The 12030-nt window shown below is 35.4% G+C and carries 13 protein-coding genes; 4 read left to right on the top strand and 9 right to left on the bottom strand.

Annotated elements, in window-relative coordinates:
* Positions 1-38: 38 nt before the first annotated feature.
* From rnpA to epmB, 3 genes are all read right to left on the bottom strand, one after another.
* Positions 39-395, bottom strand: a complete 357-nt coding sequence (gene rnpA, locus A9G43_RS06680; RefSeq protein ID WP_081298058.1) for a ribonuclease P protein component — start codon at positions 393-395, stop codon at positions 39-41.
* Positions 396-406: 11 nt separating this feature from the next.
* Complete coding sequence (rpmH, locus tag A9G43_RS06675; RefSeq protein WP_025314679.1) at positions 407-547, bottom strand: 50S ribosomal protein L34; 141 nt, start codon at positions 545-547, stop codon at positions 407-409.
* Positions 548-769: 222 nt separating this feature from the next.
* A complete protein-coding gene (gene epmB, locus A9G43_RS06670; protein ID WP_065607684.1) occupies positions 770-1798 on the bottom strand; it encodes an EF-P beta-lysylation protein EpmB in 1029 nt (342 codons plus the stop codon).
* Between the two features lie 33 nt (positions 1799-1831).
* Here epmB and efp point away from each other — a divergent pair, with 33 nt between their 5' ends.
* Entirely contained in the window at positions 1832-2398 is a 567-nt protein-coding gene (gene efp, locus A9G43_RS06665; RefSeq protein WP_065560482.1) for an elongation factor P, read from the top strand.
* A 238-nt stretch (positions 2399-2636) separates the two neighbouring features.
* Here efp and A9G43_RS06660 read toward each other — a convergent pair whose 3' ends face one another.
* The gene (locus tag A9G43_RS06660) at positions 2637-3077 is read right to left on the bottom strand and encodes a hypothetical protein (protein ID WP_065607682.1); all 441 of its coding nucleotides are present in this window, start codon (positions 3075-3077) and stop codon (positions 2637-2639) included.
* Positions 3070-3873, bottom strand: a complete 804-nt coding sequence (gene mazG, locus A9G43_RS06655; RefSeq protein ID WP_218058630.1) for a nucleoside triphosphate pyrophosphohydrolase — start codon at positions 3871-3873, stop codon at positions 3070-3072. The genes A9G43_RS06660 and mazG overlap by 8 nt, the downstream gene beginning before the upstream one ends.
* A gap of 227 nt (positions 3874-4100) precedes the next feature.
* Between mazG and A9G43_RS06650 the strand changes: the two genes are divergently transcribed.
* Positions 4101-6104 (top strand): OPT family oligopeptide transporter, encoded by a 2004-nt coding sequence (locus A9G43_RS06650; RefSeq protein ID WP_065607678.1) that lies wholly within the window; start codon positions 4101-4103, stop codon positions 6102-6104.
* Positions 6105-6249: 145 nt separating this feature from the next.
* The gene (locus A9G43_RS06645) at positions 6250-8172 is read left to right on the top strand and encodes an ABC transporter ATP-binding protein (protein ID WP_065607676.1); all 1923 of its coding nucleotides are present in this window, start codon (positions 6250-6252) and stop codon (positions 8170-8172) included.
* Positions 8173-8239: 67 nt separating this feature from the next.
* Here the strand turns inward: A9G43_RS06645 and A9G43_RS06640 are convergent, their stop codons facing one another.
* Positions 8240-8812 (bottom strand): TetR/AcrR family transcriptional regulator, encoded by a 573-nt coding sequence (locus tag A9G43_RS06640; RefSeq protein ID WP_065560458.1) that lies wholly within the window; start codon positions 8810-8812, stop codon positions 8240-8242.
* Between the two features lie 180 nt (positions 8813-8992).
* Between A9G43_RS06640 and A9G43_RS06635 the strand changes: the two genes are divergently transcribed.
* Positions 8993-9544 carry an HPP family protein gene (locus A9G43_RS06635; protein WP_065607674.1) on the top strand — a complete coding sequence of 184 codons (552 nt, stop codon included), beginning with the start codon at positions 8993-8995 and terminating at the stop codon, positions 9542-9544.
* 218 nt (positions 9545-9762) lie between these two features.
* Here the strand turns inward: A9G43_RS06635 and nusG are convergent, their stop codons facing one another.
* From nusG to tuf, 3 genes are all read right to left on the bottom strand, one after another.
* The gene (nusG, locus tag A9G43_RS06630) at positions 9763-10308 is read right to left on the bottom strand and encodes a transcription termination/antitermination protein NusG (RefSeq protein ID WP_034913625.1); all 546 of its coding nucleotides are present in this window, start codon (positions 10306-10308) and stop codon (positions 9763-9765) included.
* A gap of 1 nt (position 10309) precedes the next feature.
* A complete protein-coding gene (gene secE / locus A9G43_RS06625) occupies positions 10310-10711 on the bottom strand; it encodes a preprotein translocase subunit SecE (protein ID WP_065607672.1) in 402 nt (133 codons plus the stop codon).
* Positions 10712-10845: 134 nt separating this feature from the next.
* Positions 10846-12030, bottom strand: coding sequence for an elongation factor Tu (gene tuf, locus A9G43_RS06620; RefSeq protein ID WP_065605820.1), 1185 nt, complete (start codon positions 12028-12030; stop codon positions 10846-10848).

Here is a 12030-nt window from a genome sequence, read left to right as displayed (position 1 = left end):
TGCATAAACATGCTGTTTGATAATCAATTTAAATTTATTTAAGCCTCGTATTTGGCTATGATTCGTTGGCATAATTTATTCAATGTTTCAACGAGTTGCTGATTATCTAAGTCGATAACTGGCTGTTTAGCCATCACAATAAAATCAATATTAGGAAATTGATGTTGGTGAAGCCGAAAATACTCTTTAGACAGTCGCTTTATACGATTACGCTCATGAGCCCGTTTCACTTGTTTTTTAGCTATAGCAAACCCTAACCGCATATGATTACAGTTATTTTTTCGTGCAACTAAAGTTAAAAACGGAGAACCAGCCCGAATGGACTCTTGGAAGACATGATTGAAATCAAAGGGAGTTAACAATCGTAACTCCCGAGGAAAAGTGAACTTAATCACCCAACTTTAAATCAGCTAGCAACAGTTAAACGAACACGGCCTTTAGCACGACGGCGAGCAAGAACTTGACGACCGTTTTTAGTTGCCATACGAGCACGGAAACCGTGAGTTCTATTGCGTTTTAATACTGATGGTTGAAATGTGCGTTTCATGACGATTTATATCCAAATCTAATTATCAACAGGTTGCAGAGTAAAAACTCTACAGCATTAATTAAAGAGGTCGGAATTATAGTGCCTATTTTATTTTTCGTCAATGAGATTTTTACAGATTAATCCCATTAACACCTAGTTACCATACGATAAAATAAAATAGAATAAAATAGAATAAAATAGATTATAAAATAATAAGTTATAACTAAAAAAAACAATTAACTAATTCCAAAAAGTAAGTACTTGTTTGCTTTTCTCACCACCGATTTCGCGCGCTAATTTAGGCACTAAATAACCCGACACTTGCTCGGCAAGCTGTTTCATTATTAATTTAGCTGATTTATCATCAACTAAAAAATGAGCAGCACCTTGCACTTTATCTAATAAATGAATGTAATAAGGCAAAATGCCAATATCAAAAAGTTTATTACTTAACTGAGCCAAAACATTGACATTATCATTAATATTTTTCAGTAATACACTTTGATTTAGCACAATCACATCACTCTTTTTTAAAAGCCCAATTGCGCCAGCAACTGCATTATCAATTTCATTTGGATGATTAATGTGAGTAATTACTACAATTTGCAATCTACTTTCAACAAATAACCTACAAAGTTCAAGCGTTACTCGAGAAGGAATAACAACGGCCAAACGCGTATGAATCCGTAAACGCTTAACATGAGGGATTTTTTCAAGTGCATTAATCAAAAAAGCCATTTCATGATCTTTTGCCATTAATGGATCACCTCCTGATAAAATAATTTCATCAAGTTCAGGATGATTCGCAATATATTCAAGCGCAACAGCAAGATTCTTTTTAGTACCTTGATTATCATAATAAGGAAAATGCCGTCTAAAACAGTACCGGCAGTTAATTGCACAAGCGGTCTTCGTAATCAATAATGCGCGATTGTGATACTTATGCAATAATCCGGGAACAGCGTTATCTTGCTCTTGTAATGGGTCATGACTATACCCTTCAACTTTTAATAACTCCCTATCATCACAAAGCACCTGTAACAAAAGTGGGTCATTACTATCCCCCTTTTCCATTCGATTAATAAAAGCCCTAGGAACCCGAAGCGGAAACTGTTTTTTCGCCTGTTGCATAGGGATTGAGATGGTATTAGGATCTAGTTCTAAATAGGAGTATAAAACATTGATATCTGTTACAACATTGGCAAGATCAAAAATCCACTCATCTTTATTATTTGGTAGTTCAACTTTTTGCTGTATAATATGGCTCATTTTTTGTAATTCAGAATTTTAGTTGGAGCTTTTATGGCATCTTATAGTACTAATGAGTTTAAAGCTGGTCTTAAAATAATGCAAGACGGCGAACCGTGTGTCATTGTTGAAAATGAGTTTTATAAACCGGGTAAAGGTCAATCTATTAATCGTGTAAAAATTAAAAAATTACTTTCAGGCAAAACTGTCGACAAAACATTCAAATCAGGCGAATCAGTTGAAGCTGCTGACGTTATTGATATGAATTTAACTTATCTTTATACTGACGGTGAATTTTGGCATTTTATGAATAACGATACATTTGAGCAACTTTCGGCTGACGCAAAAGCGGTTGGCGACAATGCAAAATGGTTAGTTGATCAAGCGGAATGTATTTTAACTTTATGGAACGGCCAACCGATTGCAGTAACACCACCAAATTTTGTTGAACTTGAAGTGATCGAAACCGATCCAGGTTTAAAAGGCGACACAGCAGGAACAGGCGGTAAACCAGCAACATTATCAACTGGAGCAGTTGTTCGCGTGCCTTTATTTGTACAAATTGGTGAAATACTTAAAGTGGATACTCGTTCAGGCGAATATGTATCACGCGTAAAATAAGTTAACGTTTATTCCAAAAAGAGAGGTTTTTAACCTCTCTTGCTTACCTAACTAAATAGCTCATATTTAAAATTCAATTTTCTATTTTACATAGTATCTCAAATTTCTCTCGAAAAATTTAAGCATAGCGAAGATACCTCAAAGATTCGAGGCTATCACACGACTAATTCAGAGATATTTTAGAGTTTGTTAATTAATGTAGTCGATAAAGTTCGTCTATTACAATGAAGTATTTTTATTATAAATAAACCACATGAGTACCTTTTTCGGGTTGAAAAGTAGCTTTGCCAAATTCATCTAAAAAATAGGCAATATGATCGGCTTTATCCCCTACTAACCGTCCTTTTACTTTGTTCCATGTCATGAGGACTATCATGGCATCAGGTTCACAGCAAATTAACATGGGTTGTTCAAATTCTTCGTTCCAATAAAATTCACCCCCGTATATTTTATGGGCGGTGAGCAATAAATAACATCCGTATTCTTGCGATATCATGTTGAGTTGTTCTTCTGGAATGCTAAAGTTTTTTTCAGCCAGTTCACTGATGATCATTTCAACAACAGTAATACTTTTTTCAGAGTAATCGAGCTGATTAATGCTCCATTTTGGACTATTTAATATCGCATTTTGTGCCCATGCTTCGATTTCTTGATATAATTCATTTTTCTGTTCAGTCATTTTTATTCACTTCGCTATTGAGTTTAATCTGTTCTAATTGTTTAACACTTTGCCACGCGTCTTCCATTTGTTCAAGCGTTGCATCAATCAAAGATAAGTTTTTTTGTTTGAGTATCGATTCTACTTGTTGAAATCGCCGGGTAAATTTTTTATTAGCTTGCTGTAAACAGAGTTCTGATTTAACCTTTAAATGCCTAGCTAAATTGACGGTCGCAAACAATAAATCACCAAGTTCTTCCTCAATTTTTTGTGGATCTTGTTTGTTTTGTTCAAGCTCTTGCTCAACTTCATCAATTTCCTCTTTTACCTTATCAAGCACAGGTTTTATATCATGCCAATCAAAACCAACCGAGGCACAGCGCTTTTGAATTTTTTCTGCTTGCATTAACGCTGGTATTGCTTGGGGTATATCGTCAAGCAATGAGTATTGCGCTTTTTTGTCTCGTTCTTTTTGTTTAAGTTGTTCCCAGTTAGGTTTTTCAGTCTTATTTTCAGTAAAAATATGAGGATGACGATAAACTAATTTATCTACAACCGATAAACAAATCTCATCAAAATTAAAGCTTCCTTGTTCTTGGGCTAAATCAGCATAAAAGACAATGTGAAATAGTAGATCGCCAAGTTCTTTTTTTAGTTCATCCATGTCTTGTTTATCAATTGCATCAAGTACTTCGTACGTTTCTTCTAATGTATATGATTTTAAAGATGCAAAAGTTTGAACTCGATCCCATTGACAACCATTAACAGGATCACGAAGTTGTTTGGTTATGGCTTGTAAGCGTTGTAATGCGTTCAAAATATCTCTCATAAATTAATCACTAATTGATGCTATTGTAAATGATTTCATAACAAAACGGTTACTCTTTCAAACATTAGCATCAATATATTCTGCTGTCATTGGTAATTATTTCACCAAAAACAACAATAAAAACTGTAAAAACATCGCTGATTACGGAACTTCTAGCCGATAAATGCGAATTAAGTATATAATACTCGCCTATTAATTTAACGTTATTAAACAATATGAATAATTTACGCGAGCTTACTTTAAGAGGAACCATACTTGGTGCTCTTATTACTGTTATCTTTACTGCATCGAATGTTTATCTTGGCTTAAAAGTTGGGTTAACTTTTTCGTCAGCAATTCCTGCGGCAGTAATTTCAATGGCTGTATTGAAACTGTTTTCAGGTTCAACTATTTTAGAGAATAATATGGTTCAAACTCAGGCATCAGCTGCCGGCACTTTATCTTCAATTATTTTTGTGCTACCTGGGTTGTTAATGATTGGTTATTGGCAACACTTTCCATTTTTGTTAACCTTTGCTATATGTGCCGCAGGTGGGATGCTTGGGGTTTTATTTTCAATTCCTTTACGTCATGTAATGGTCGTTAAAAGTAATTTACCTTATCCTGAAGGTGTGGCTGCCGCTGAAATTTTAAAGGCTGGTTCTAAAACTGATAATAATGAAGCTAATGATGGGCTAAAGGATATTTTATTTGGTGGCGTGATTGCATCGATTGTTAGCCTTTTTACTAATGGTTTTCGTGCGTTATCAGAAAGTACTGCTTATTGGTTTACTGCTGGTAAGTCTATTTTTCAACTACCTATGGGGTTCTCATTAGCTTTACTTAGTGCTGGTTATTTAATCGGAATTATGTCTGGAATTGCTATTTTAATTGGTACTATTATTGGTTGGGTATTTGGTGTTCCAATTTTAAGTGCAATTACCGATTATGATACTAGTCAACCATTATCTGAGGTTGCTATGGGATTTTGGGCAAAAGATATTCGTTTTATTGGTGCTGGGGTAATCGCAATTGCAGCCGTTTGGACATTACTCACGTTAATCAAACCGATGGCCGAAGGGTTAAAAATCTCGTTTAAAAGTATGCGTTCAGATGCGTCTGACAGTGATATTGCATCAACCGAGCGGGATTTATCACCTAAAACTATTTTATTAATTATGGGTAGTATGTTAGCTATTTTGTTAGTGACTTTTTATAGCTTCATTGCCAATAGTGGGTTATCAGCAGGCGTTGCTTGGACATTAGTTTTTTGCGCTGTATTATTTGCTTTTATTATGGGTTTTTTAGTGGCTGCCGCTTGTGGTTATATGGCTGGACTTGTTGGCTCATCAGCAAGCCCAATATCAGGAATAGCAATTGTTGCTGTGGTTGTCATTTCATTGATTTTATTATGTTTAGGCGAAGCTAATGGTATGCTATCTTCTATTGAAGGTTCTAATTTTGCAACCGCACTTGCGCTCTTTACAACCAGTGCTGTTTTGGCGATCGCTTGTATTTCAAATGATAATTTACAAGACCTAAAAACAGGTCATTTGGTTAATGCTACCCCTTGGAAACAACAAGTCGCATTATTACTTGGCTGTGTTGTTGGTGCAATTGTTATTGCGCCTATTTTAGAAATTTTATATAACGCTTATGGCTTTACTGGCGCTTTACCTCGCCAAGATATGGATGTAAGCCAAGTTTTAGCTGCACCACAAGCAACACTGATGACAACAATTGCTAAGGGAATTTTTGCTCATCAACTTGACTGGACGATGATTTTAATAGGACTTGCTTTAGGCGCTGCTATTATTATTGTTGATTTAATTCTTGCCCAAAATAAATCTAATTTTCGCATACCAGCTCTTGCTGTTGGGTTAGGCATTTATTTACCGCCAAGCATTACAACACCAATTATTATTGGTACTTTTTTATCATGGATAATTAAACGTAATGCGTACAAAAAAGCCCAAGCGCAAAATTTAGATCCAGAAGAACAATACCAAAAAGTTGATCGTAAAGCGGCGCTAATTGCATCGGGCTTGATTGTTGGCGAGAGCTTAGTTGGCGTGTTATTAGCTATTGTAATTGTGATTAGCATCACCAATGGCGGAAATGATGCTCCACTCGCAATACCGTTCGATTTAGGTATGTTACCACAACTTTTAGGACTCTTTGTTTTTGTTGGTATATGCACGTTCTTTATCCGTCGTGCTTTATCAGCAATTAAAAAATAGTCCTATTAAATAATTAATTTAAGCCCTTTTCGTTTCAACAAAGGGCTTTTTTGTTTAAATTGATTGTTTTATAACGTTCCTGATTTTAGATGATTAAAACAATTTTTATTAACCTATTTTATTTTGAATAATAGACATAAATATCATGATAGTTTTTGATTCGATCCAAGTGCGCCGAGGCGTTAACCTGCTATTAGATAATGCATCGGCAACCATTAATCCTCAACAAAAAGTGGGGTTAGTGGGTAAAAATGGCTGCGGAAAATCGACGCTGTTTTCACTAATTAAAGGTGAAATTCAAGCTGATGCCGGCACGTTAAGTATACCATCGCAATGGCAACTTGCTTGGGTCAATCAAGAAACACCTGCATTAGATATCCCAGCGATTGAATATGCTATTGATGGTGATCGTGAATATCGTCAATTAGAAAAGCAGTTAAATATTGCCAATGAGCAAAATAATGGTCAACAAATTGCGGTCATTCATGAAAAGCTTGATACCATAGATGCATGGACAATTCGTGCACGAGCTGCAACATTATTACATGGATTGGGGTTTTCTAATGAGCAATTAATGTCACCCGTTAAATCCTATTCTGGTGGTTGGCGAATGCGATTGAATTTGGCACAAGCGTTAATATGTCGTTCTGATTTATTATTGCTTGATGAACCAACCAATCACCTTGATTTAGATGCTGTCATCTGGCTTGAAAAATGGCTAAGCAACTATCAAGGAACTTTAATCTTAATTTCTCACGACCGTGATTTTTTAGATCCTTTAGTCAATAAAATTATTCATATTGAACAAAAAAGTTTATTTGAATATACGGGCAATTATTCCTCCTTTGAGATCCAACGTTCAACTAAACTTGCTCAACAACAGTCTCTTTATGAAAGCCAACAACTCAAAGTTGCACACTTACAAAATTATATCGATCGCTTTAGAGCCAAAGCAACAAAAGCTAAACAGGCACAAAGCCGTATAAAAATGCTAGAAAGAATGGAACTGATTGCACCTGCTCATGTTGATAATCCATTTCATTTTAATTTTAAGCCATCTGAATTCTTACCAAGTCCTTTGTTAAGGATGGAAAAAGTTGTAGCGGGTTATGATGATAAAATTATACTAGAAAAAATTAAGCTTAATTTAGTCCCTGGTTCACGCATTGGCTTATTAGGACGCAATGGTGTTGGGAAATCAACACTGATTAAATTACTGGCCGGAGAACTTGCACCTAAAGAAGGCCATATTAATCTCGCTAAAGGTGTTCAATTAGGCTATTTTGCTCAACATCAATTAGAATATCTACGCCCCGATGAGTCACCACTTTGGCATTTAACGCAACTTGCCGAACCGAAAAATACAGAGCAAGAACTACGTAATTATTTAGGTGGATTTGATTTTCAAGGCGACAAAGTCACCGAGCCAGTTAAAACTTTCTCGGGTGGTGAAAAGGCGCGACTTGTTTTAGCTTTAATTGTCTGGCAAAAACCAAATCTTCTTTTATTAGACGAGCCAACCAATCATTTAGACTTAGATATGCGACAAGCTCTAACTGAGGCATTGATTGATTTTGATGGTGCATTAGTGGTGGTGTCACATGATCGCCATTTGTTGCGTTCGACCACCGATGAATTCTATTTAGTCCATGATCATAAAGTTGAACCATTTGACGGCGATCTTGATGATTATCAAAAATGGTTAGCCGAAGCACAAAAAGATGATAACCAATCAAATGACGAAATAAATTCACCCAAAAAAGAAAATACAAGTAATATATCAGCTCAAGATCGTAAAGAGCAAAAACGTAAACAAGCTGAATTACGTGCACAAATGCAGCCAATAAAAAAACAGTTACAAAAAGAAGAACAGATGCTTGATAAATTAACCCATCAATTAAAGCAAATTGAAGAACAACTGTCTGATCCTGCAATCTATGATGCGAGCAAAAAAAACGAACTTACAACTTTGTTACTAGAGCAAAGCCAACTTAAAAATCAATTAGAAGAAACAGAACTACAATGGTTAGAATTACAACAACAATTGGAATCGTTTAACTTAGATTAAATTGATCATTTCGGTTAATAGGCTTGAGGTAATGGCTATCCATTGTCTATAAGCCAGCTATTTAAATTCATAGGTTATCCTCGCCAATGTTATCGACGATATCATAGATGTACATTTTTGCCTGTTCAAAATCATATCCCTCAATACCAAAAACGGATGTGCAAGATATCATACCTTCAAGTATTAACATAATTAGGCAAGATGCTTGTTCACATGACTTTGTGCCTCCTAGACATTCAAAAATCCTATCTTGAATCCACTTTTTATGTTCACTAACAATAGCGCATATTTCTTCGCTTTTATTGTTATATTCAGACTTGGCTCGTACAAACATACAACCACGGTAATTATCATTCTTAAACCATTTTATATGCCATGAAATAATTGCATTGATTTTGTCTTTTTTTTCAGAAAAAACAGCGATAACATCTGTAAGTGATTTTTTAAAACAATCATTCCGCCTAAGTAACACTTTACTTACAAGCCCATTTTTGTCACCAAAATATTTATATAATGTTCTTTTTGATACACCTGCATTTTCTGCAATAAGCTCTAAACTAACAGGATGATAACCATATTCATTAAACAGCGATTCAGCCGCAGCAAGTATCATATCAACAATTTCAGGCTTCAATTTCATTTTTTATTATTTGTAATTGCTAGAATATTTTTGATTCTATCACAACAACTCTAATATAGTTAATTATAAATAATGTTTGACCTTTATAGTTAATAAATATGCATTAAGTAAACGAGACAGTTTACTTAATAGACTTACTAGTTTTATTAAAATCCCACATTAACCAAACAGGAGAGATTTATGCTAGAAAAATTAAAAGGAGGAGAGGTGATGTCACCTAAACCTAACGCAGTAGCTATATTGAGAGGATTTATTGGGGGTGCTTTAGGGATTTTAACTTTGCTCGTAATCACTCAGTGGGGAGGTACATTAGCAATTATGGCTCCATTTGGTGCAACATGCGTCTTGTTATTTGCTGCACCTAAATCTCCATTAGCACAACCAAGAAATGTTATAGGAGGGCATTTTATTTCGTCTTTTATAGGCGTGTTGTTCATTAATTTATTTAGTAATGGAATTATACCGATAGCATTAGCAGTTGGGACATCTATCGCATTGATGCAGTTACTACGTGTAGTTCACGCTCCAGCTGGTGCAAACCCTATTCTAATCATGATGTCTGGAATTACTAACTATTCATTCTTGATAACACCAGTACTTATAGGTTCGGTTTTATTAGTCATGGTTGCTTTAATAGTTAATAATATAGGAATCGAAGCACGTTGGCCTAACTATTGGTTGGGATATCACTTTGATATGGGTAAAAGAATAAAAAAATCTAAAAAAGAGTAGACTGCCTATATTATATTAATAATAAGTTAAATTATGATCCTATAGTGGTTTTATCTACCTTGGCGATTCACTTTAATAAAATATATTGGCAATAGAACTATTATTCTCAAATTTTCTAAAGGCATTATATTTCTTTCATAAAAACAAAAACCACAAGATAGACTCTTGTGGTTTTCTAAAAGATACAGTTAATTCAGTGAAAAAACTATATCAAAAGATTAGCTCTTTTCAACTTGACTAAAATCTAGTTCTACAGGTGTCGAACGCCCAAAAATAGAAACGGATACTTTTAAGCGGCTTTTTTCATAATCAACTTCTTCTACTACACCATTAAAGTCAGCAAATGGACCTTCGTTAACACGAACAAGCTCGCCTGGTTCAAATAGTGTTTTAGGGCGTGGTTTATCGCCTATTTGTTGTAAACGATTCATGATTGCATCAACTTCACGTTGGCTAATTGGTGCAGGACGATCCGAAGTACCACCAATAAAGCCCATTGTTCTTGGTACACTTTTTACTAAATGCCAAGTTGCATCATTCATCATCATTTCAACTAATACATAACCAGGAAAGAATTTACGTTCACTTTTTCGACGTTGACCACTTTTCATTTCAACAACTTCTTCAGTGGGTACTAAAACTTCACCAAATGCATCTTCCATATTATGTAATTTGATGTATTCACGTAATGACTGTGCAACCCTAGCTTCATAGCCAGAATAAGCTTGAATAACATACCATCGCTTTTGTTGTGTTTCGCTCATATTAACGCCCTATTAATGTTAAATAAAAGATAATTGAACGGAATACTGAATCCATTCCCCAAAGCGCTAAACCAACAATAAGTGTGATAGCTGCAACCAGTAAAGTTGTTTGTGCTGTTTCTTTACGAGTTGGCCATACAACTTTTCTTAACTCTTTTCTAGATTCTTGTAAAAATAACAAAAATGACTTACCCTTGTTTGTTGTAATTGCAATTAACAGGGTTAATAACGAAATTACAACAACTGCAATAATCCGAACGATTGTATTAGGTTGATATATATCATTAGGTTCAGCAAAATAAAAATTTCCCCAAACAACAAACGCAATCAATACTAGAGCTAGACACCACTTTAATTTGTCTAGAATAGTATTTGTATCTTTACTCTCGTTACTTACTAGCATATAAAACCCATAATTATGTTATTTATAGTAATATCTATTTTCCAAAATGCTCTTTTATCAAAAACATTTTGCTAAACAGACTAGATAAGAAAGGGCATCTATCGATACCCTTTCTGTGGTAGCTAATACTTTGATTACTTAATAACTTTAGCAACAACACCTGCACCAACAGTACGACCACCTTCACGAATCGCAAAACGTAAACCTTCTGCCATTGCAATTGGGTGAATTAAGGATACTGTCATTTTAATGTTATCTCCAGGCATTACCATCTCTACACCTTCTGGTAATTCGATAGTACCAGTTACGTCAGTTGTACGGAAGTAGAACTGTGGACGGTAACCTTTGAAGAATGGAGTGTGACGACCACCTTCATCTTTGCTTAAAATATACACTTCTGATTCAAAATCAGTATGTGGAGTGATTGAACCTGGTTTTGCAAGTACTTGACCTCGTTCGATTTCTTCACGTTTTGTACCACGTAGTAATACACCAACGTTTTCACCTGCACGACCTTCGTCTAGCAATTTACGGAACATTTCAACACCAGTACAAGTTGTTTTAGTAGTTGGCTTGATACCAACAATTTCAACTTCTTCACCAACTTTAATTACACCGCGTTCAACACGACCAGTTACTACTGTACCACGTCCTGAAATTGAGAATACGTCTTCAATTGGTAATAGGAATGGTTTGTCGATATCACGCTCTGGCTCTGGAATATAGCTATCTAATGCTTCTGCTAATTCAACAATTTTGTCTTCCCATGCTGCATCGCCTTCTAACGCTTTAAGCGCAGAACCACGAATTACTGGTGTATCATCACCTGGGAAATCATATTGAGATAGAAGTTCACGTACTTCCATTTCAACTAATTCTAATAATTCTTCGTCATCAACCATATCACATTTATTTAAGAATACGATGATGTAAGGAACACCTACTTGACGACCTAAAAGGATGTGTTCACGAGTTTGTGGCATAGGACCATCTGTTGCTGCCACTACTAAGATAGCACCATCCATTTGTGCAGCACCAGTGATCATGTTTTTAACATAGTCAGCATGGCCTGGGCAGTCTACGTGTGCATAGTGACGAGTTGGTGTATCGTATTCAACGTGTGAAGTGTTGATGGTGATACCACGTGCTTTTTCTTCCGGTGCGTTATCGATTTGATCGAATGCACGAGCTTGACCGCCGTATTTTTTTGCAAGTACAGCTGTAATTGCAGCTGTTAAAGTTGTTTTCCCGTGGTCAACGTGGCCGATTGTACCAACGTTAACGTGGGGTTTTGTACGTTCAAATTTTTCTTTAGACAT

The organism is Gilliamella sp. Occ3-1, from assembly GCF_001690655.1.
GTDB lineage: Bacteria > Pseudomonadota > Gammaproteobacteria > Enterobacterales > Orbaceae > Gilliamella > Gilliamella apicola_P.
Note: the sequence above shows the minus strand (reverse complement) of the source record. Positions and strands in the feature narration are given on the sequence as shown.

Bases quoted from the DNA above. Each gene is read 5' to 3' on its own strand.
- secE (WP_065607672.1), bottom strand. From the start codon at position 10,711: ATGCTAGTAAGTAACGAGAGTAAAGATACAAATACTATTCTAGACAAA.
- epmB (WP_065607684.1), bottom strand. From the start codon at position 1,798: ATGAGCCATATTATACAGCAAAAAGTTGAACTACCAAATAATAAAGAT.
- A9G43_RS06650 (WP_065607678.1), top strand. From the start codon at position 4,101: ATGAATAATTTACGCGAGCTTACTTTAAGAGGAACCATACTTGGTGCT.
- efp (WP_065560482.1), top strand. From the start codon at position 1,832: ATGGCATCTTATAGTACTAATGAGTTTAAAGCTGGTCTTAAAATAATG.
- A9G43_RS06640 (WP_065560458.1), bottom strand. From the start codon at position 8,812: ATGAAATTGAAGCCTGAAATTGTTGATATGATACTTGCTGCGGCTGAA.
- tuf (WP_065605820.1), bottom strand. From the start codon at position 12,030: ATGTCTAAAGAAAAATTTGAACGTACAAAACCCCACGTTAACGTTGGT.
- nusG (WP_034913625.1), bottom strand. From the start codon at position 10,308: ATGAGCGAAACACAACAAAAGCGATGGTATGTTATTCAAGCTTATTCT.
- A9G43_RS06635 (WP_065607674.1), top strand. From the start codon at position 8,993: ATGCTAGAAAAATTAAAAGGAGGAGAGGTGATGTCACCTAAACCTAAC.
- A9G43_RS06645 (WP_065607676.1), top strand. From the start codon at position 6,250: ATGATAGTTTTTGATTCGATCCAAGTGCGCCGAGGCGTTAACCTGCTA.
- A9G43_RS06660 (WP_065607682.1), bottom strand. From the start codon at position 3,077: ATGACTGAACAGAAAAATGAATTATATCAAGAAATCGAAGCATGGGCA.
- rpmH (WP_025314679.1), bottom strand. From the start codon at position 547: ATGAAACGCACATTTCAACCATCAGTATTAAAACGCAATAGAACTCAC.